The organism is Pseudonocardia sp. ZF1, assembly GCF_056835605.1.
Window position 1 is genome coordinate 143,510 of sequence record NZ_JAJNBY010000002.1, and the last position, 20,909, is coordinate 164,418.

Here is a 20,909-nt window from a genome sequence, read left to right on the forward strand (position 1 = left end):
CAGTGCTGTCAGAGTTACCTAATTGCCGTTCTAAGTCGAACAGGTATGTTCGAGCTCATGGGAGCTGGCTCAGAGCAGATGGCCTCGGGTGGACCCCGGCGAGCGGACGCTCGCCGCAACATCGATGCGATCGTCGAGGCAGCGGCGGACTGCCTAGGGCGACGCCCGGAGGCGAGCGTGGCCGACGTCGCGAAGGAGGCCGGGGTCGGCCGGGTGACCGTCTACGGGCACTTCCCTTCGCGGGCGGAACTCGTCGATGCCGCTGTCGTGCACGTACTCGAGCAGGTGGATGTCGCCCTGAAGTCGGTCGATCTGCAAGGTCCACCGCGGGAAGCACTGGCGCGCTACATCCGCGCCAGTTGGGAGCACACCGGTCGCTCCCTCAGTCTTGTCGCCGCCGCAGAGAAGGAACTGGCCTCAGAGCGGATCCACCAGCTCCATGAGAGGTTGGCCGAGCGTCCTGTACGCGTGCTCGAACGAGGACAAGCTGACGGTGTGTTCAGCGATGACCTCCCCATCTCCTGGATGGTCGCGGTTCTGCATCGGCTCATCCACGGTGCTGCCGACGAGGTCGGAAGGGCGAACATCCACCCTTCCGATGCTGCTGAGCTGATTGTGACGACTGTGCTCCGGGCCTTCGCGCCGGGGCACGTCGAGGGGTGATCGCGACTGACTGGGTCATCGTGTGTCGCGTGGGCAAGCGAGGTCGGACGGCCGGCCACCGGATCATCGGTATCGACCCCGTCCGCGACGAGACCCTCGCCGTGACTGGAAGAGCATCGAGCCCAGGTGTGGGGCCGCTTCGTTGAGAGAGACGCCGCCCGCTGTCCTGCCTCATCGAAGGGTGGTCCCGGAGCAGGCAGGCGTTGTCGTGTGTTGGGCACCAGAGAATGGGAACAACGGGTTCTGGCCCGATGGGGATGGCCTTCACGATCGACGGACAGAACTTCGATGCTCGACGGCGACGGTCAGCTCGTCGATCTCGACGCCGTCGAGGGGTGGACGATCAGACCCTGGCCCCCTTCCACCTGCACGTCTGGCTGCCGAGTGAGATCGCAAGCGCCGCCACCTGCTCCAACGCGACGTACCAGTGAACAAGCCGGGTTGCCTCGTCTCCCCCGGTGGCAACGACGCCGCGAGCGCGTCGAACCGCGCCAGCAGCGCAGCGGGTGCCACTGGTGCCTCGTACGGCACGGTTCGCCGTGCGACCACGTCCGCAACCGGTGAGACAGCGCGGGCCAGCGGGAACGGACCAGTGGGCCGATGCCCACCGGTCCGCCCGCCGCACCGGGCGGTGCCGATGTGCGCTACCGCGGAGGGGGTGCAGTGCGCGGCATCGCCATCACGGCATCTCCTACGATACATAGGACCACAAGAGGGTCTCGTTTCCCTCGACCGAGCCGACGCGCCCACTGGAGCCAGCACCGCGATGACCTGTCGACCCGGCCTCGGCCTCGTGCGTCCCGCAACGATCGCTCTCGCCGCGCTGGTCCTGCTTGCCGCCTGCGCCAGCACCCCGACAGCCCGTGAGGCCGCAGCACCGAGCGCTGCCACCGTCTCCACCGGCGCTGCGGCGTCCCCGGTGCGGCTCGTCGATGCCGCGCAGTTCGCCGAACTGGTGGACAGAGACGGCGTCGTGGTCGTCAACGTGCACACGCCCGACGACGGCTCCATCGCCGGCACCGACGCCTCGATCCCGTTCGACCAGATCGGCGAGCGGGTCGCGGAGCTGCCGGCAGATCGAGCCGCTGCGCTGGCCGTGTACTGCCGGACCGGAACGATGAGCGCGGCCGCTGCGACGACACTGGCCAAGCTCGGCTACCGCAATCTCACCGACCTGGCCGGCGGGATGCAAGCCTGGCAGGACGCAGGCCACCCACTCCTGGCAGCCGGCTCGTGACGAACCGAGAACGGTTTCCACGACAGCCTGCGCCGCACTCTCCGGCGTCAGGACACGAGAGGGCATCAGGCACAGAAACGACGTCACGGCACGGGCGGGGCCGGCTCGGTCTCCGGGCAAGCTTCGTCTTGGCGGTCGCGGCAGGCGCCGCCTTCGCGGCAGCAGCTCCACCCCGAGGCTGGTGGCCACTGGTACCACTCGGTGTCGCGATGTGGGTTCTGGCGCTTCGAGGTCGCACGCTTCGCCAGCGCGCCGGCATCGGCGCGGCGACCGGTCTGGTGTGGTTCAGTTCGTCGCTGTACTGGTTGTCCGACTTCGCCGTGGCCGGCTATCTGGCCGTCACGGTTGTCGAGACGGCGTTGCTCGTCGCGGTGGCCTGCGCCGTGCCGGGATCGACGCCGGGACGCCCATGGCACGGATGGTGGGCGGTGCCGGCGTTGCTGATGTTGCTCGACGCCGCTCAGACTGCGTTCCCCTTCAGCGGATTCCCGCTCCCCGCGCTGGTGCTCAGCCAGCTCGACGGCCCCTTTGCCGATGCGGCCCCCGTGGGTGGGTCACTACTGGTCACCGGGCTCGCCGCCGCTGCAGGGGCCGGGCTCGCGGCCACAATCACGGCCACCGGTCGACAGCGGGTCGTCGTTCTCGCCGCGACCCTCGCCGGAAGTGTCGCCATCCCACCGGTCGGGGCCGCCGTCGCCGCCGCCACGACCACCGCCACAGGCCGGCTGGACACCGCGATCGTGCAGGGCGGGGGCCCGCGGGGACTGCGGGCGGTCTTCACCGATCCGCAGGACACCACCGACCGGCACCTGGCTGTTGCCCGCGACATCACCGCATCTCCCGACCTCGTGTTGTTCCCGGAGAACGTGATCACCTCCCGCGGGCCGGTGACCGGCGGACCGAACGACCGAGCCGTCGCCGAACTGGCTCGACGGCTCGCCGCCCCGGTCATCGCCGGTGTGACCGAGACGCAGGGCAGCGGGTTCCGCAATGCCGCGCTGCTGTGGGACGCCCGCGGCCAGCAGACCGGGCGCTACGAGAAGGAACATCGCGTGCCGTTCGGCGAGTACATCCCCGGTCGGGCCTTGCTGGAGAAGATCACCGATCTGACGGCGCTGGTCCCCCGCGACGCCATCGTGGGCGACGGCACGGCGGCTCTCGACGTCGCCGGCCGCAGGCTCGGAGTCGTCATCTCCTACGAGGTGCTGTTCGCCGACCGGGTGCGGGAAGCGGTCCGTGCCGGTGGCGAACTCGTCCTGGTCCCGACCAATGCCTCGTCGTATGTCACCGACGACGTCCCCTCGATCGAAGTCGCCGCGGCACGCCTGCGCGCGCTGGAAAGCGCACGCAGCGTCATCCAAGCCGCACCCACTGGCTACTCGGCCGTTGTCGACCCCGACGGGACAGTCCGCGCACTGTCGCCCCTCGGTGATCCGGCGCTGCTGCGCGAGCCCGTCACGTTGCGCACCGGCCTCACCCCGTACACCCGTCTCGGCGACGGCCCCTACATCATCCTTGCGGCCGCCGCCGTCGCCGTCGCTTGGCTCCCCGCAGCCCGACGTCGCGGACGCATCGTCGGATCCCCGCGCCCCGCAGAAAGGTAATCCTCCGTCCCATGGTCAACAGATCGCCCGCACACCGCACAGGTCTCCCCCAGCGCAGAGTCCGACCGCGCCGGGCCCACGCCTTCCTTGCCGCCGGCACCGTCCTCGTGCTGGCCGGCTGTGGCGCAGGGAGTGCGTCCGACACCTCGGACACCGCCGCCAACACCACCACCGCAGATCTTTTCGCCCCGGTCGGACACGTACACGGAGTGGGCGTCGACCCTGCGGGCGGCAGCGTGGTCGTTGCCGGCCACTACGGGCTGTTCGCCCTCGCCCCCGACGGGACACTGGTTCCTCGCCAGGACCCACCGGAGACCGCGGGGCCGGACCTGATGGGGTTCACCGTCGCCGGGCCCCGCACCTTCCTCGCCAGCGGACACCCCGCCCCCGACGACGCCGGCACCCCGAACCCGGTCGGGCTCGTCCGCAGCACTGATGCGGGCACGACGTGGGAGCCCGTGAGCCTGCAGGGCCAGGTCGACTTCCACTCTCTCGACGCCGCCGGCACCTCGGTTGTCGGGCTCGACGCCACCCGCGGCCTGCTGATGGTCAGCAGCGACGGCGGTCGCACCTGGCAGGAGCGCGCCGCGCTGGATGCCCTCGACATCGCCGTGGACCCCTCCGACGGGACCCGGGTACTGGCCACGACCGAGAACGGGGTGGCCGCCAGCCAGGACGGTGGCTCCACCTTCCGCAGCGTCACCGGTAGCCCGCTGTTGGCTTTCGTGTCGTGGGCGGGCGACGGCGCGGTGTACGGGATCGGGCCGGACGGAACGGTGCACGCCAGCACCGACCGGGGCGCGACCTGGCAGCGGCGTGCCGGTACCGAGAGCCCGCCGCAGGCCATCACCGCCGAGCCCGGGGGCCGGTTGACGATCGTGACCAACGACGGCATCCACCGGTCGACCGACGGCGGCGCCACGCTGGCGCGCATCGCCTGAGCAGTGGGTCGGCTAGCGGCGGAACGACACGTGAATGTGATCGTAGTGCCCGCCCACCGGGTCGGCGGGGTCGTACACCCCGCCCCCGGTGTAGTTGCTCCACCGACCGGGACCTGCCTGGGGCCGTAGCCAGATCTGGCCCTGCCAGATGACGTAGGAGACGTCGAGGGCGACGGCGTTGCGCCGGAACCACTCGGCGATCACCCAGCCGTCGTCGACGTCGCGGCCGGAGGCGAAGCTGCCGGCGGGTCCGGGGAACAGGTCGCACCCCTTCCCGAGGGGGTGATCGCTGGTCGGGTTCGCCGGGCGGTCGGCGAAGCAGCGTGTCGAGGTCAGATACGTGGTCTCGCTGAGCGCGCCGAAGGCGGTCCGCACCTGCTCCAGTGCGAACCGCGTCGTGGGGGTCACACAGCCCCGGGTGGTGGGGTCGTCCTCGGTGCAGCCGGCTGGGCGCGGCCGCGGGTCGTCGCCGATCACCGCACTCGAGGGGTCGGCGCAGCTGCCGCCGTCCGCGGTCGTGCGTGCCCCGGTGGTTCGCGCCGCCCCGTCACCGACCTCGGTGAGCACGTTCGCGGCGGTGTCCTCCCATTTGGCGTAGGCGGTCGGGAACGCCGAGCGTTGGACCGCCTGGGCGGCCTCCCACAGCTCCATGTCGGCCCATCCGGGGATCTGCAGCAGGCGGTCGTAGAAGATCGCGGCCGAGTACCGGGGATCGGTGACCTGCTCGGCCGAGCCCCAGCCCATCGACGGGCGTTGCTGGAACAGCCCGAGCGAGTCACGGTCGCCGTAGTCGAGGTTGCGCAGGCCGGACTCCTGCAGCGCGGTGGCCACGGCGATCCACACAGCCCGCTCCGGGACCGCGCGGTCCCGGCCCACCGCGACGATGGTTGCGGCGTTGGCCAGTTGCTCGGCGCCGAGTCCGCTGGGGCCGGTCGCGGAGATGGGCACGGCCGCTGCCGGGGGCAGGCACCCCGGCCTGATCGCTACCGGGGTGAGGAAGTGCCCCATCGCGATCCGGACCAACACCAGCCCCGCGGCGAGGACCCCCACGACGACACCGACGGCGAGCAGCCGAACACCCAGCCGCCGCAACGCCACGGCGGCGTGTCCGACGCCGTTCACCGCCCCATGACGGACGCGCCGCTCGGTGGTCGTCGCGGACGGCTGGGCTTGTCCGCTCGTGCGGGGGTCACCATCGTCGGGCGGCCCCAGGCAGGTCGGCCAGCGGCCGCGTCGTCTCCACCGGCGTGGGAGCCGGCTGCTGCTGGGCAGCACCGATGGCCGGTAGCGGGCGGGTCGGGCTGTCGTCGTGCTGGCCGACCGCCCACAGTTGGGTGGTCGGGGGGTCGCCATCCGGTTCGCTCTGCGCTACTCGGGTGTCCTCGGCGGGTGCGGTGAGCAGTCCGCGCCGATACAGCACCGCGAGGGCGAACCCGCACAGCAGCCCGATGACCAGTAACACCAACCACGGCGCGTAGGGGGCGCCGAGCGAGCGGGCCAGGTCGATCGCCCAGCCCGTCCCCGCGTTGCCGAGCAGGATCCCGACCCCGCACACGGTGTTGTAGAAGCCGTAGTGGGTCGCGACGAGCCGGTTGCGAGCGAGCCCGACGATGGTGTCCATCTCGAACGGCAGCACCACGGCGGTCCCGATCGCGAGCAGCGCCGCGGTCGACAGCAACGCCGCCACACCCAGCACCGTCGCGATCATCGCGCTGACGTCGGGCAGCGCGACCAGCAACCCGTCGGCGGCGAGCAGCGGCACGAAGGCCACGCCGAGCACGACCAGGCCCCGGCTCAGCGAGCCCGCCGGCCCCCACCGCGCACGACACCAGGCGGTGACCTTCATCTGGGCCGCGATGGTGACCCCGCCGGACACGACATACAACGCCGTCACCAACGCCGTGCCCAGGTTCCCGTCGCCGGCCAGGGTCCGGGCGTGCAACGGCAGCGCCAGATACACCTGATACGACAAGACGTAGGTGCCGATCATCGCGACCGAGAAGGGCAGGAAGCCCCGGGTCGTGGCGACGTCGCGCCACTGCGCGAGGACCGGGCGCCGATCGGCGTCGCCGCCGCCGTCACCGCGGCGGGCCGGCAGGGCCCGGATCTGCAGCACCGTGAGCACGGCGAACACGGCGGCGGCGACCAGGCAGGTGACGGCGAAGCCGATGCCGGTCAGTGCCAGTCCGACGATCGGGCCGATCAGGATGCCCGCCTGGTAGAAGATGCTGAACAGCGCGAACGCCTCGACGCGCCGCTCACCGGTGTCATGGGCGATGTAGGCGCGCACGGCCGGGTTGAACAGCGCCCCGGCGAATCCGGTCGCGGCCGAGGCCACGACCAGGGCCGGGACGTTGTCGACCAGGCCGATCAGCACGAATCCGCCGGTGCGCAAGGCGCAGCCGGCCACGATCATCGGCTTGTAGCCGAACCGGTCGGCCAGGCTGCCCCCGACCAGGAACATGCCCTGCTGGGAGAAGTTCCGTACCCCGAGGATCAAGCCGACCATCAGCACCGAGAGCCCGAGCCCCTGGGACAGGTGGTCGGCCAGGTACGGGATGAGCATGTAGAAGCCGAGGTTGATGGTCAGCTGGTTGAGCAGCAGCAGCTGGACCGGCCGGTCGAACGACCGGTATCTGTCGAGTACCCGCATCAGCTCTCGCGTCCTGCAGGCCGGAGCACGGTGGCACAGCGGGTCCAGCGGTGGACCTCGACCGCGTCGGGCCGGTCGATCTCGTCCGGGTCGTGCAGCGGAGGGGCACCGACGGTGATCCCCTTCGCCGCGCAGAACTCGTCGTTGTAGACGGTGTCGAAGTAGCGCTGCGGGCCGTCGGGGAAGACCGCAGCGATCCGGGTGCCCTCCGGCCGGGTCCGGGCCAGCCAACCGGCCACCATGCCGACGGCGCCGACGCTCCAGCCTCCGCTGGAGTAGCTGGCGCTGGCCATCGCACGGCACGCCGAGACTGCCTCGTCCGCGCCGACCCAGTGCACCTCGCTAAAGATGCTGTGGTCGACGTTGCGGGGATGGATGCTCGAGCCGAGCCCCCGCATCAGGCGCGGTCGTGCGGGCTGACCGAAGATCGTCGACCCGACCGTGTCGACCCCGACGACCTCCAGGTCGGGCAGGTGCTGGTGGAGCGCGCGGGAGATACCTGCCGAGTGGCCTCCGGTGCCGACCGAGCAGACGAGCACATCGATGTTTCCGAGCTGAGCGTGCAGTTCGTCGGCGAGCGGCGCGTAAGCGCTCACGTTGTCGGGATTGTTGTACTGGTCAGGGCACCACGAGCCGGGATGCTGGTCGAGCACCTCGGCGACGCGGTCGCGGCGGGCCTGCTGCCACCCACCGCACGCCGCCGGGCTCTGCACGGTCACCACCTCGGCACCGTAGGCACGCAGGAGCCGATACATCAGCGGTTCCATGCCCGGGTCGGACACCAGCGTGACGGGGTGCCCGAACGCGATTCCGGCCAGGGCGAGGCCGAGACCGAGGGTGCCGCTGGTGGACTCGACGATCCGCCCGCCCGGCTCGAGATCACCGCGTTGACGGGCCTGCTCGACCATATGCAGGGCAGGGCGGTCCTTGATCCCGCCGGGGTTGGTGCCTTCCAGCTTGGCCCAGAACCCCCGTCCGGCAGCGCTGAAGGGTGCGTCGATCCACACCGTCGGTGTGGAGCCGACGACGTCGGTCAGCTGGAAGCAACGTCGCGCAGCGACGCCGGGGGCATCGGCGGGAAGAGTCGTGAAAGGAGTGGACATGACAGACCTCATTCGGGCGCGGGCATGTGCCGCACCGCCAGGGAGCGATGTAGGGGCGCGAGAACGACGACCGGGATCTGGTCCGTGGTCGCCGAGGCCTCTACGTCCGCGAGATCTGTGCCAGGACTAAGTGGTGACGCCCACCCTCTGCTCGAGCGGGCGTGGTCTTGACTGCGCGGTGTATCCGCGGCGGTGCCCGCATCGCGGCCGCTACGCGGATCTCGACGCCCGCTCCGGCGCAGACGTCCGGTGGGACGGGACGGTCAGCGCGAGCAGTGAGAGTCGACTCGTCGTGGGCTCCGTCCTGATGGCACACAGGAGCATCAGGATGCGAATGCGGAGCGGCGGGGCGCTCGGCACCGATCTGGTCTCGGTGGTCGGCCGACTGGTCAGCCGCGACGCCTGCGGACGCCTGCGACCCTGTCAGCTGCGTCGAGGATTCACCGGCGACGAGCTCAGGGCCGTGGACCGGCAAGAGCAGGTGTAGCCCACAGATCAGCATGACCATCGACAGGGCGAGGAGTACCACGGCGCGGCGGGCACCGGATCTTGGCACCCGTGTCCCCAGCACGCCGACGAGGTTGCTCACAGTAGCCGAACCGTACCAGCGTCATCGGCAGGCTCGTCCGCGCATCCCAGCGTTGGTGCGTCATCACACAACTCGTGCACGACGTCCTATCGGGGCGCGGCTATGGACACGACCATCGATGTCTCAACCAACACTGCAGGTCAGAGCGGTTAGAGAGTGCGGCGTCTGAGGCGTAGGCGCCAGCAGGTCGACGACCACGGTGGATGGCTGACCCCCGCCGCTTCATGACGAAGACCCCCCATTGGTGAATGCGGTACCCGTTTCGACGAAAGATCGTCACTTAGCGTATACCTGCCGATAGCTATCGCTTCGTCCTGATGGTGCACGCTGCACCCGCTGGATGGCCTGGTCTGGCGACATCCGCGGCCCACTGGGGGCGGCCGCCACCGCCACCGCGCCGCAGCACGGGCGGGCCGATGCGACTACGAGCACGGCAACCGCCTCGACCGCGAGTGCTCAACGCGGGACGTCCGCTCCAGGATGGGTACCGCCCGTCGTTCATTTCTCGTCGCTGCAGTGGCGTCCGTGAGAAGCGGTGGCGGACCCGATCACGGCGGGTCCGGCGACGGGTGCGTGCACCGCCGATAGCCCCACCGGCGTGTTCAGTGGCCCGGGCCACTGTCGCCCCGACGTCATCGTCCGGGCAGGCGCCACTGCGTGGCCGGCAGCAGCGCGGCGCGGTTCACCCGGCCGGCATGCCGCTCGACCAGCTCGAACATCGAGGTGATCAGGGTGTCGGCGAGCAGGTGCGGGCGCAGGCCCAGCTCGGCGAGGCCGGTGGAGACGACGTGGTAGTGGTGCTGGTCGGCTTCCACCCGTGGGTTGTCCAGGTGCGTGATCTCGGTGCAGGTGTGTGTATCGGCGACGAGTTTGGCCAGCTCGCCGACCGAGAACGACTCGGTGAGCTGGTTGAACACCCGGAACTCGCCGCGCTCGGCGGGGTTCTCGACGGCGAGCCGCACGCAGTCGGCGGTGTCACGCGGCGATGTCGCTGGCCGGGCCGGTGGGAAAGCCGCGACCAGTGACCCGTCACCGGGTTCTCGGCGGCATGAATGACCACCCCGTGCTGGTCGAGCACATCGTGGCCGACCACGGCGGCGTCGCGACGTGTGAGGTCGACGCGTGCACCCCGTTCTCCGCACGATCGTGCAGGCGGCCGCGCCCGCCGATTGAGCTCGCCAGTGGCTCGGCGTGAAGTCGTCCGGTACGGCGCGGTGCCCCGTCCCCGTCTGAAGACCGCGCCCCGCCGGCCCGACACAGCGCACGAGTCGGCGGCCTCAGTCAGCATGGAACGACCGTCCCGTTCCCCGTTTCGACCGAGGCGGTGGTGGCCTGGACCTTGTCGTCGATCTGCAGCTCCTGGAACCAGGCCTGCGCGTCGGGCTCAATTCGTTAGTTCATCGTCCTACTTGATGTTGTAGTGATCAGTTGGTTGCGGACCGTCACACTATGAGCGGATGGCGGCACGCTACGTGTGCCGAACGAAGAAGCCATAGCCACCCACCCATAGCCACCCATTTGACTGACACAGGATCGCCAGGTCGCGTCCACAAGAGGGTCGCGTCCACAAGAGGTAGGTCGTACGTCCAGCGGCACAGTCGATCGCCGATCTGTGCCTGCGCCGGATCAATTGCTGCCCTGCGCTACCGTGAAAACGTCCGAGTGATGCCACTCGGTCCGGTTGAGGGAAGGAGTGTCGTGCTGGCCGACGCACGTCCTTCCTCGCCGCGGGCGCTGCTCGTGGCCGCCCTCGCGACCGCCGTCCTCGCGATCGGGATGGACCTCGCGGCCGGTGAACACCCCGTGCACGCTGCGACGGTCGGCGTGGTCGCGGCATCGGTCGCGCTCGCGCGCCTGGTCACCGCACGTCGGTACGAGGGACTGCTGGCCATGGTCAACGGCGCTGTCGTGGCGCAGCCGGCGTTGCACGCCTCGACCAAGCTGGTCCCGCCGATCACGGACCACTCCGGGGAGATGTCGCTTTCGGTCGTGCACGTCGTCCTGGGGGCACTGATCGTCGTCGCCGTCACCCAGGTTCAGCAGCTCGGCAGCCTCGTTGCTGCCCTACGTCCCTTGCTGGTCGCGCTGATCCGGCGCATCGCCTCGACGCCCAAGCGGCCGGTCCGCTCGCCGCGCCTGGTCGGCTACGAACCGGCACTGCCCGTGCCCCAGTGGTCGATCGTCCGCGACGTCGCCCGACGAGGCCCCCCGGTGTCGGCGCTCGCCGCCTGACCTCGCCGAGACATCTCGCACGGGTGTTCGGGCGGCCCATGGCCCGATCACCCCCGTCTCCGGTGTTCCGGAGCTTCCCGCCTGGAGTTCTGTCATGGGCGTCATCTCGACGTGTCGGCATCGCGCATCCGCAGCGACACTTCCCGTTCCCACCGCACCGAACGGCCCTCCCCGGCCCGCCGGACGCCGTCCGCGTGTGTTCGTCCGTACCGCGACGACCTACGACCTGTCCGCAATGGCCGGCCTGCATGTCGCACACCTGCCGATCGGCTTCTTCCCGCGCCTCGGCACGGGTTTCGTCGCGCGCTGGCAGGCCGCCTTCCTCGACAGCCCCCACGCCATCGGCCTCGTTGCGATCAAGCGCAGCGACGACGCCAGCGCCGAAACGGTCGTCGGGTTCCTGGTCGGTACCACGGATCGCCGCGCGTTCCGGCGCGAATTGCTGCGGCGCCACCGGGGAGCACTCATCCGACACGGCCTCTTCGCTCTCGTGGCCCGCCCGCAGCTTCTCGCCACGTTCCTGCGCTGTCGAGCGACGACCTACGCCGCCCGCCTCTGGCGGGGACGCTCGGGCACGCCCACCGCGCAACCACACGAGCGCGAGGAACCGACCGGTGAGCTGACCGCCGTCGCCGTCGATCCGGGGACCCGCGGAACTGGCGTCGGACGGCGGCTGATCGAGATCTACCTCGACCGTTGCACGAGCCTCGGGATTCCCTGGGTCGAACTGGTGACCTCGACGGAACCGGACTCCGCCGTGCGGTTCTACGAACACACCGGCTGGACCTGGATCTACCGGAGTCAGACCCGCGACGGCGTGCCGGTCGCGCACTTCGGGCGTTGTCTAGCCACGACGGATCGTGCGTGACTTCCGCTGCACGGAGCACGACGCACGACCGGCTGCTCCCGGCCGCGGCGCTCGTGCTGCTTGTCCTCGTCACCGCCGGATGTGCCGGCGCCGCGCCGGCCTCACCACGCCTCGATACCGGGGCGCCGACGCCTGCACCGGCCGCCGCCCCTGCCGCCGACGACGTGGCGACTCCGCGCACCAGCCGCGGGGACCTGTCGAAGGAGACCGCCGTCGCCTTCGTCGAGGCGGTCGGCAGCTGGGACGAGACCCAGCCCACCGCCGCCAGCGATCGCGTCGTCGCGGCCGGCTACCCCGCAGCCCTTGGCGCCGTCGCACCGCAACTGGTCGATCTCCCCACCCCCCGCGCACGGACACAGGTCGTGTTCGCGCAACAGGGTGGCCTCACCGCAACCACGGCGAGCGTGATCGTGCTCGCCGAGCAGAGTTGGGGCGACACCGGGCACGACGGTGTGCGACAGCTGGTGCTCGACGTCCGGCTCGTCCTGCTCGAGGGCCGGTGGGAGGTCACGGCATCGGTCGCTCCCCCTCGCCCGCCTCTCGCACCGGCCCGCGCCGGTGGGCCGACCGCTCTCGGACGCGCTGTGCTCGGGGACCCCGCCCTCGTCCTGCCTGAGCCGGTGCGGGCCGACATCGTCGAGCGTCGTGTCGGCGACCCGATCCTGGGTGTCCTGCAGCGGCTCGGAGCTCGTGCCAGGATCGACGTGCAGGTCGCGGCCACCGGTCACCCGGGCACGGTCTATCCAACCAGCCGGTTGTCCAACCATGCGGTCGGTCGAGCGTTCGACATCAGGGCGATCGACGGCGTGCCGGTCGAGGAGCTCCGCGACGACCGCCGCCTCGAGGCCGTGATGACGGCCGCCGGCGAGGCCGGGGCGACCGAGGTCGGCGGGCCGATCCGTGTCGACGGGACCGGGTTCTTCACCGACGCGGTCCACCGCGACCACGTGCACGTCGGGATCACTCCGGGCAAGCCGGCTGCCCGGGCGGTGACCCGGTGAGGGCTTCCGTCGCGCGGACAGGTGGGGCTGTCACCTGCGGAGAGCGGGTGTCGGGGCTCGCCGTCGCCACCGCCCTGTCCCGGGTCCTGGGGTTCGTCCGCGCGTCCATCTGGGCCGCGGCCTTCGGGCTCCACGTGGTGGGCAACGCGCTGACCCTGGCCAACACGCTCCCCTCGATCGTCTACACCCTGCTGGCCGGCGGTGCGATCAGCAGCGTGTTCGTCCCGCAGCTGATCCGGGCCGCCGCGAACGGGCGGCAGGAGGGTGACGCGTTCGCCGGCCGCCTTCTCAGCGTTACCCTGCTCGTCCTGCTTCCTGCGACGGTCATCGGGGTGCTGCTGGCCCCGTGGATCGCCCGTCTCTACACGGGCGGCGCCTGGCCGCCGCGGGACACCGCTCTCCTCGCCGCGTTCCTGGCGTGGTGCCTGCCGCAGATTCCGCTTTACGGGATCTTCGCGGTGCTCAGTCAGGTGCTCCTGGCCCGGGACCGGCCCGGTCCGATGATGTGGGCCCCGGTCGCGAACAACGTCGTCGGGATCGCCGCCGCGGTCCCGTTCCTGTTCCTGGGTGGGATCGCCACTGGGCCGGACGCAAACGCGGCGGAGACGGTATCGCCCGGCGAGGCCCTCGCCATCGCCGGCGGCGCCACCGCAGGCGTACTGGTCCAGGTCCTGGTCCTCCTGCCGGCGCTGCGCGCGGCAGGTGTTCGCGTCCGGCCGCGCAGAGACGTCGCGGCAGCGGGAATCGGCCGTTCCCTGCGGCTCGCCGGCTGGACCGTCCTTTTCGTCGCCGCCAACCAGATCGCGTACTCGATCACCGCGATCGTCGCGAATGCGGCCGGCGCGGCCGCGGCAGACACCGCCGACCACGCGGCCGGCCTGGCGCAGTACACCAACGCCAACATGATCATGTTGGTCCCGCACGCGATCATCGCGGTCTCCGTTGTCACGGCAGCCTTTCCGCGCATGGCCCGCGCAGCCGTCGAGCACGACGTCGACAGCGTTGCCCGTGCGGCAACGGATGCCCTGGTGCGGTCGGGTCGGCTGCTCCTGCCCGTGGCGTTCGCACTGCTGATCACCGCGCCGCTGATCACTCGACTGCTGTTCCCCGGCAACCCGGGGCCCGACACGTGGTTCATGGGCATGGTGCTGGCGACCTTCGCGCCGGCCGTCGTGATCTACTCGTTCCAGTTCGTGCTGGTCCGGACCCTGCACGCGTGGGAGAACACCCGGGGCCCGGCGATGGTGCAGATCGTGATCGCCCTGATCCAGTCGCTGCTGGCCGTTCTGGCATCGCTTCTGCTGCCCGCCGGGGACGTCGTGGTGGGGCTGGGCGCGGCCTTCTCGCTCGCCTACACGGTCGGGCTGGTCTGCACCGCCCGGCTCATCGTGCGAACCACGGGACGGCGACCGCTCCGAGGAGCCGCCGGAGCGCTGCTCCGACCGGCTCTCGCTGCGGCGACCGCGGCGCTCGGGGCAGGCGCCGTTGTCGCGGTCAGTGGCGTCGGCCCGGCCACCGACCTGTGGAATTCCGCGCTCGTCCTCCTCGGGGCCGTCGGCGTCTACGTCACCGTCTTCATCGTCGCGGCAGGTCACCTATCGAAGGACCGTCGATGGACAACGCCGTGAACGTGCGAGCCAATGCCGCGTCGGTACGGGTGCTCGTGGTGGAGGACGACCATACGATCGGAGGCCTCCTGCAGACCAACCTGCGGAGCCACGGCTTCGACACCGTGTGGCGCACCGACGGCGCGACGGCGCTGAGGGCAGTGGCCGAGGTCCCCTTCGACCTGATCCTGGTCGACCTTGGCCTGCCCGATATCGACGGGACCGAGGTGTGCCGCCGGATGCGGACGGTCCTCCCCCAGGCGATCATCGTCATCCTCACCGCCCGAACCGCGGAGATGGACGTGATCGTCGGTCTGGAAGCCGGCGCCGACGACTACCTGACCAAACCCGTCCGTCTCGCAGAACTCCTGGCCCGGGTCCGCGCGCACCTTCGCCGGTCGGAACCGAAGGCCACGACCCCGGTCATCGAACTCGGTGACCTGCGGATCGACCTCAGCGGTCGGCGCGTGTCGATCGGGCACACAGGCGTCGAGCTGCGGAACAAGGAGTTCGACCTGCTCGCTCGCATGGCGAGGGAACCCGGCACGGCGCTCAGCCGTCACCAACTCATGTCGGACGTGTGGGACGAGCACTGGATCGGCCCGACCAAGACACTCGACGTCCACGTCGGCAATCTGCGCAGGCTCCTGGCGTCCTTCTCCGCGCACCGGGCACCCCGCATCACGACCCTGCGGGGACATGGCTACCGCCTGGAGTGGCCACCGAACGGCGGCGAAGGGACGGATCGATGAGGTCGCGGGTCGTGGGACTGGCCCTTATCACCGCGACGTTCGCCGTCGCGCTGTTCGGGATACCGCTGGCCATCGGCCTGGCCGAGTTCGCTGTTTCCGAGGAACACTCGTCCCTGCAGCGGCTGGCCGGGTTCGCGGCGCGCAGCGTGCAGAGCGACATGGCCCATGACCGCGTGCCGCGCGCGCTTCCGGACGGCCCCAGTGACGCTGCCGTGGCGCTCTACGACGCCGACGGCGCACTGCTCCTCGGAGCAGGCCCCTCGGAGGGTGACGCCGCGGTGGACTACGTCCTCGGTGGGCGCACCGGGCTGCCGCCTGCCGACGACCTTGTCGTGGCCGTCCCGGTCAGCGGCCTACACGACATCGTCGGTGTTGTCCGCGCCACCGCGCCCTCGTCACAGGTCTACGCATCCGTGATGCCGATCTGGCTGGGGATGGCGGCTCTGGCCGCGGTCGTGCTGGTGTCGACATGGCTGCTCGCTCGCCGCCTGGCGCTGCGCCTGTCCCGACCTCTCGACCGACTGGTCGACGACGCGGACCGGTTGGGCGATGGGGACTTCGGCATCAGCCCGAAGCGCAGCGGCATCGCGGAGACCGACCGGGTGAGCGGAGCCCTGAGCCGTACCGCATGCCGGCTCGACGACCTCCTCGCCCGCGAACGCGCGTTCTCGGCGGAGGCCTCCCATCAACTCCGAACCCCGCTCGCGGGTCTGCGGCTGCGACTGGAGTCCGCACTCGACGCGGCGGAGCCCATGACGAGACCGCAGATCGAGTACGGGCTGGGGTCGATCGACCGGCTCGAGCGGACGATCGACGAGCTCCTCGCCCTGGCGCGTGAACGGCAGACGACCTCGGCGCCGGCCGACCTCCCACGCCTGTTCTCCGAGTTCGACGACGAGTGGCGCCCGCGCCTGACGCGGGACGGCCGCTCGTTCTCCTCCCTACTCCCGGGCTCCCTGCCCGAGCTCGACGCCTCGTCTGCCGCCGTCCGGCAGATCCTCGGTGTCTTGCTCGATAACGCGCTCCTGCACGGAGCCGGGGATGTGTCGATCTCCGCTCGCGAGGTCGGCGAGAACGCGATCGCGATCGACGTCGGCGACCAGGGCCCCGGGGTCCCGAGCTCCGCCCTCACGAATCGGGGCGTCGGACGCGGCATGGGTCTGCCACTGGCACGCCGCCTCGCCGAGAGCGAGGGCGGGCGGCTCACCGTCGGCACAACCTCGTCGCCGGTGACCCTGCTGCTACCGAGCCGGTCCAGGGCCGGTTCTGCCGAGGGCTCGAACGACCCGGGCTCCACCGCGAAGACGACCGGCTGATCAGCCACCGTCACCGCCGGTCGCGCCTTCCTCCGGTGGCGGTGGCCCGGCGGGGGGTCCGACCGCGGGTGGCGAGCCGGGAGGCGGCGGAGGGGCGGGCACCGTGCCGCTGCTGACCTGCAGCGTCACCGGCTCACCCGGCAGCGCCGCGCCGCGTGGCTCCTGCCCGATGACGGTCCCCTCGGCGGCCCGGTTGTCGACCGTCCGGGTCGTCACCTGCCAGCCGGCTCCTTCGAGCTCGCCGCGGGCGTCGGAGACGGAGCGGCCGACGACGTCCGGGATCCGGGACTCCGCGCCACCGTCGAGGTAGCGGGGGTCGGTCGGCGGCAGCGGGGACGGCGGCGTGCCCGCGACCAGCGGCATCACCGCTCCGTACCAGGTCCGGGCGGGCGTCTTGCCACCGAAGATGTTGCCCTCGCCGCAGGCGAACGGCCCGTTGCCGCCGTCGCACAGCGGGCGCGGGGAGTTCGAGTTGTCGAAGGTGATCACAGCACCGGACATCTCCGGGATCGCCCCGACGAACGCCGCCGACTTGTTCTGCTGGGTCGTGCCGGTCTTGCCCGCCATCGGCCGGGTCCAGCCGGCCGCCTGGGCCGCGGCCGCCGAGGTCCCGGAGATGTCGTCCTGGCTCATCCCGGTCACCAGGGTGTTCGCCAGGCCGGGGTCGACCGCCTGTTGGCAGGGCTCCTCGGTGATCGGGACGTCCTTCCCGTTCGCGTCGGTGATCGAGTCGATCGGCGTGGGCGGGCACCACTTGCCCTGCGAGAACAGCGTCGCGCCGACGTTCGCCAGCTCCAGCACCGACGTCGGGGTGACACCGAGCGTGAACGACGCCAGCCGCTGCTGCTTGATCACCTCGGCGATCGAGCGGTCGGTGCGCTCACCCGTTCCCGGGTCCACGAACGGCGTCGTGGCCAGCGACTTCAGCCCGAGGCGGACCGCCATGTCGACGACGTCCGGGACCCCGGTGGACTCCTCGAGCTTGATGAACGCGGTGTTCGGCGACTGCGCGAGCGCGTCGGTCATGCTCATGCGTGGCGGCAGGCCCTCGCTGGCGTTGGCGACCGGGATCGGGCGTCCGCTGCCGTCGACGTAGATCGGCGAGGCGTAGCCGGAGGGAGGCACCTGCATCGAGTAGTTGATGCCGAGCCCCTTCTCCAGCGCGGTGGCTGCGGTGAAGATCTTGTACGTGGAGCCGGCACCCAGGTTCACCGGCTGATACGGCAGGCCGAAGCTGGTCTCCTCGGCGTCGGCGTCGAGGCCGAACGTCCGGCTCGACCCCATCGCCAGCACCCGGTGCGCGTCCTGACCGGGCTGCACCAGCGACATCACGTTCGCGACGTTCGGGGTCCGCGGCGGGACCTCCGCGTCGAGTGCCCGTTTGACCTCGCCCATCGCCCGCCGGTCCAGCGTCGTCCGGATCGTGTAGCCGCCCCGGTTGATCTGTTCCTCGGAGAAGCCCGCCTCGGTGAGGTACTGGACGACGTATTTGCAGAAGAAGCCGGTGTCACCGGCACCGATGCAGCCGTTCGGGATCCGGACCAGCGGGTCCGCGATGCCGAGCGGCGCGGCCGTCGCCTGGCGGGCCTGGGCGTCGTCGATCATGCCCTGCTGGCGCATCTGCTCGATCACCAGGTTGCGCCGCTCGGTCGCGGTCTCCGGGTTCTGCACCGGGTCGAACTGGGTCGTCGAGCGGACCATGCCGGCCAGCAACGCGGCCTGCGGCACTGTCAGCTTGTCCGGCGTGGTGTTGAAGTAGGTCCGGGCGCCCGCCGCGATGCCGTAGCTGCCGTTGCCCAGGAAGACGATGTTGAGGTAGCGGTTGAGGATCTCGTCCTTGGACAGCTGGCGCTCCAGCTGCAGCGCGATCCGCGCCTCCTTCAGCTTCCGGGCGGGGGTCTGCTCGGTCGCCTTGAGCCGCTCGGCCTCGGTCTGGGCGTCGACGTAGAGCATGTAGTTCTTGACGTACTGCTGGGTCAGCGTCGACGCGCCCTGCACGACATCCCCGGACGTCGAGTTCGCGACGACCGCACGCAGCGTGCCCTGCCAGTCGACGCCCTGGTGCTCGTAGAACCGGCGGTCCTCGATCGCCAGGATCGCCGCCTTCATCGTCGGCGAGATCTGGTCGTTGGCCACCTCGGTGCGGTTCTGGTCGAACAGATAGGCCAGCGGGCGCCCGTCGGAGTCGGTGACCGTGGTCGTCAGCGGCGCCGGGTTGTTCACCAGGTCGGCCGAGCTGGACGTGACGCTGTCACCTGCCTCGTTCGACAGGATCCCGAGGCCGCCGACCACCGGGAAGGCCATCCCAGCGACCACCACCCCCAGCAACACGCTCAGCCCCGCCAGCAATGCGATCGACCGGCCGACCGGGCCACTGAGGATGCGCACGCCAGATCCTAGACCTCGAAGGGAGCCGGACCCGCCGCCACCCGGTCTGGGGAGGGAGTCGGCGACGGGTTCATGGCACAACTATCGCCCATCGAACTGTGATGTTACTGAGAAGAACCGGGTACGGCGCACTCTCTCGCGACCACCCGATAATTTTTACCGTCGCTTTAACTTCGGTTGCACTTCCGCTGCACGACGCCTCCTAGCCTCCGGTACCGAGGATGGCGGAGCAGCCGCTGCAGAGGAACTACCCGGAGACGCGGAGTGACCACTTCTCCCCAGACCGTGCACCAGCAGATCATCGACACGCTCATCGACGACCCCATCCTGGCGATGCTCGGGTTCGACCACCGGACAATCGGTGAGGAGCGGACCGGACGCAACCCGCGGCTCATCGTGAGCTGGGCGGACGAGTGGTACGGCTCGGCGTCCGACCTCCTCGGAACGGTGACGATCGAACCTGTCGGCACCGATGATCGGACCAGGACGGCCGTACTCGACCGGGTCGAACGAGCGCTGGCCGCACTGCGCGCGGGACGACCGATCATGCGTGTCCGCCGGTCGGGGGGACGCCCGTCCAGCAAGTTCCACGTGCTCGCACGCGTTGCGCCGCGCGAGACCGGATCCATGCCCGCGCTGGCCCGGCCGGCACCAACGGTGACGCTGCTGTACATCGAGAGAGACGGCACACCTTCTCTCAGCGAGCTGCGCAGTCGCGTCGTCCTTTGCAACTTCTGGGCCTCGTGGTGGGAAGAGGAGCACTCCGCGTCGGTCAGCGTGGCCGAACAGGACCGCGACGCCGGGGTCACGCTCGTCGGAATCGACTACCAGGACGGCCCGGACTCGGCGGTGGCGTTCCTGGATGCGAGGGGGCGCGGCGGGGACGACTACCGCTATGTGACTGACCCCGGCCCGCGCGCCACCCGCGACAGCGGGATCTTCGGCGTGCCGGAGACCTTCGTGATCGATCCGGCCGCCACCATCGTCGCGAAAGCTGTCGGACCGACGACCTACCCGCTGCCGGCCCGTGCGGTGCTCGCCGGCCAGCGCCCACAGCCGCGGACAGCGGTGCCGGTGCAGCCTTCTTCCGGGGCGCCGCTGGGTTTCGGGAGTTGAGATGCTGCGGACCGGCGTGCGCTCGGAGCTGCTGTGGACGATTGTCGTCGTCGTGCTGGCGATCGTCGGGATCGTGGCGTTGTGGCCGCAGGACAGCGACCCCGCATCCGGCGACCCGCAGACGTCACAGTGGCGGGTGACGGGCGAAAAGCCGTTCATCGCGATGCCGCCCGACGCCGAGCTGGCTCCACTACGCTCCCGGGCGGACCTGGCACCATGTCCGACGCCAGGGGACGTCGGGCCGCCGCCCGGGGGGCCGCTGGCCGACATCACGGTCCCGTGTCTCGGTACTCCCGGCACGGTCGACCTGGCCGCTGCGCTGGCAGGGCGACCGGCGCTCCTCAACGTGTGGGCGTCCTGGTGCACACCCTGCCGCGAGGAGATCCCGGTGCTCAACGCCTACGCCGAGCTACCCGGCGCGGTGCCCGTGGTAGGCATCGATGTACGCGACGACGCCACCTCGGCCCTGGGCCTGCTCGCCGATCTCGACGCCCGCTACCCCTCGGTCGTCGACACGCGCGGCACGCTGTGGGCCGCCCTCCAGGTGCCCAATGCCATCCCAACCAGTTACGTCCTGCGACCCGACGGATCAGTACGCCGAGTGGCCTCGCCGGTGGTCTTCACCGAACCCGGCGAAGTGGCCCGGACAGTACAGCGGTACCTGGCAGAGCCGTAAGCGGCCGCTTCGTTACGGATCGTCACCAGACACGCCGGAGTGATTCATCGACCGGACAGCAGCAACCGTGGCGAATGGACCACGGTTCTACCCCGCGCACAATCGCCGATTGGCTTCTCATCACGCGGAGGGATCTTGTACACAACCAACCCCGCGGACGCGG

Annotated in this window: 17 protein-coding genes; 12 read left to right on the forward strand and 5 right to left on the reverse strand. The window is 70.5% G+C overall.

Annotated elements, in window-relative coordinates:
- Nucleotides 1-78 precede the first annotated feature (78 nt).
- The 4 genes from ZF1_RS27835 to ZF1_RS27850 all read left to right on the forward strand — a co-directional run bounded on the left by ZF1_RS27835 (nt 79) and on the right by ZF1_RS27850 (nt 4,445).
- Complete coding sequence (locus tag ZF1_RS27835) at nt 79-663, forward strand: TetR/AcrR family transcriptional regulator (RefSeq protein ID WP_179763291.1); 585 nt, start codon at nt 79-81, stop codon at nt 661-663.
- Nucleotides 664-1,429: 766 nt separating this feature from the next.
- Nucleotides 1,430-1,900 carry a rhodanese-like domain-containing protein gene (locus ZF1_RS27840; RefSeq protein ID WP_179763254.1) on the forward strand — a complete coding sequence of 157 codons (471 nt, stop codon included), beginning with the start codon at nt 1,430-1,432 and terminating at the stop codon, nt 1,898-1,900.
- Nucleotides 1,897-3,504: an apolipoprotein N-acyltransferase gene (lnt, locus tag ZF1_RS27845; RefSeq protein ID WP_482638798.1), complete on the forward strand. Its 1,608-nt coding sequence runs from the start codon at nt 1,897-1,899 to the stop codon at nt 3,502-3,504. Before ZF1_RS27840 ends, lnt begins: the two co-directional genes overlap by 4 nt.
- 11 nt (nt 3,505-3,515) lie before the next feature.
- On the forward strand, nt 3,516-4,445 hold the full coding sequence (locus tag ZF1_RS27850; RefSeq protein ID WP_281010819.1) for a F510_1955 family glycosylhydrolase: 930 nt from the start codon (nt 3,516-3,518) through the stop codon (nt 4,443-4,445).
- 12 nt (nt 4,446-4,457) lie between these two features.
- On the opposite strand, the gene ZF1_RS27855 is transcribed toward ZF1_RS27850, so the two are convergent.
- The 4 genes from ZF1_RS27855 to ZF1_RS27870 form a co-directional block, all read right to left on the reverse strand.
- Nucleotides 4,458-5,567 (reverse strand): VldE C-terminal domain-containing protein, encoded by a 1,110-nt coding sequence (locus ZF1_RS27855; RefSeq protein WP_179763257.1) that lies wholly within the window; start codon nt 5,565-5,567, stop codon nt 4,458-4,460.
- A 67-nt stretch (nt 5,568-5,634) separates the two neighbouring features.
- Nucleotides 5,635-7,098, reverse strand: a complete 1,464-nt coding sequence (locus tag ZF1_RS27860; protein ID WP_253066765.1) for an MDR family MFS transporter — start codon at nt 7,096-7,098, stop codon at nt 5,635-5,637.
- Nucleotides 7,098-8,201: a PLP-dependent cysteine synthase family protein gene (locus tag ZF1_RS27865; RefSeq protein WP_482638799.1), complete on the reverse strand. Its 1,104-nt coding sequence runs from the start codon at nt 8,199-8,201 to the stop codon at nt 7,098-7,100. The genes ZF1_RS27860 and ZF1_RS27865 overlap by 1 nt, the downstream gene beginning before the upstream one ends.
- Before the next feature lie 1,221 nt (nt 8,202-9,422).
- Entirely contained in the window at nt 9,423-9,752 is a 330-nt protein-coding gene (locus ZF1_RS27870; RefSeq protein ID WP_482638800.1) for a hypothetical protein, read from the reverse strand.
- Nucleotides 9,753-10,488: 736 nt separating this feature from the next.
- On the opposite strand from ZF1_RS27870, the gene ZF1_RS27875 reads away from it, so the two are divergent.
- From ZF1_RS27875 to ZF1_RS27900, 6 genes are all read left to right on the forward strand, one after another.
- Nucleotides 10,489-11,022 carry a hypothetical protein gene (locus tag ZF1_RS27875; protein ID WP_337826751.1) on the forward strand — a complete coding sequence of 178 codons (534 nt, stop codon included), beginning with the start codon at nt 10,489-10,491 and terminating at the stop codon, nt 11,020-11,022.
- Nucleotides 11,023-11,218: 196 nt separating this feature from the next.
- On the forward strand, nt 11,219-11,890 hold the full coding sequence (locus ZF1_RS27880) for a GNAT family N-acetyltransferase (RefSeq protein ID WP_337826752.1): 672 nt from the start codon (nt 11,219-11,221) through the stop codon (nt 11,888-11,890).
- The gene (locus tag ZF1_RS27885; protein WP_337826753.1) at nt 11,887-12,891 is read left to right on the forward strand and encodes a hypothetical protein; all 1,005 of its coding nucleotides are present in this window, start codon (nt 11,887-11,889) and stop codon (nt 12,889-12,891) included. Before ZF1_RS27880 ends, ZF1_RS27885 begins: the two co-directional genes overlap by 4 nt.
- 47 nt (nt 12,892-12,938) lie before the next feature.
- A complete protein-coding gene (gene murJ / locus ZF1_RS27890) occupies nt 12,939-14,519 on the forward strand; it encodes a murein biosynthesis integral membrane protein MurJ (protein WP_337826754.1) in 1,581 nt (526 codons plus the stop codon).
- Entirely contained in the window at nt 14,504-15,250 is a 747-nt protein-coding gene (locus ZF1_RS27895) for a response regulator transcription factor (RefSeq protein ID WP_337826755.1), read from the forward strand. The genes murJ and ZF1_RS27895 overlap by 16 nt, the downstream gene beginning before the upstream one ends.
- The gene (locus ZF1_RS27900; RefSeq protein ID WP_482638801.1) at nt 15,214-16,566 is read left to right on the forward strand and encodes a sensor histidine kinase; all 1,353 of its coding nucleotides are present in this window, start codon (nt 15,214-15,216) and stop codon (nt 16,564-16,566) included. The genes ZF1_RS27895 and ZF1_RS27900 overlap by 37 nt, the downstream gene beginning before the upstream one ends.
- On the opposite strand, the gene ZF1_RS27905 is transcribed toward ZF1_RS27900, so the two are convergent.
- Nucleotides 16,567-18,954, reverse strand: coding sequence for a penicillin-binding protein (locus ZF1_RS27905; RefSeq protein ID WP_337826757.1), 2,388 nt, complete (start codon nt 18,952-18,954; stop codon nt 16,567-16,569).
- A gap of 264 nt (nt 18,955-19,218) precedes the next feature.
- Here ZF1_RS27905 and ZF1_RS27910 point away from each other — a divergent pair, with 264 nt between their 5' ends.
- Both ZF1_RS27910 and ZF1_RS27915 read left to right on the forward strand, forming a co-directional pair.
- Nucleotides 19,219-20,070 (forward strand): TlpA family protein disulfide reductase, encoded by an 852-nt coding sequence (locus tag ZF1_RS27910; protein ID WP_482638802.1) that lies wholly within the window; start codon nt 19,219-19,221, stop codon nt 20,068-20,070.
- Between the two features lies 1 nt (nt 20,071).
- Nucleotides 20,072-20,746, forward strand: a complete 675-nt coding sequence (locus tag ZF1_RS27915) for a TlpA family protein disulfide reductase (protein ID WP_179763268.1) — start codon at nt 20,072-20,074, stop codon at nt 20,744-20,746.
- Nucleotides 20,747-20,909 lie beyond the last annotated feature (163 nt).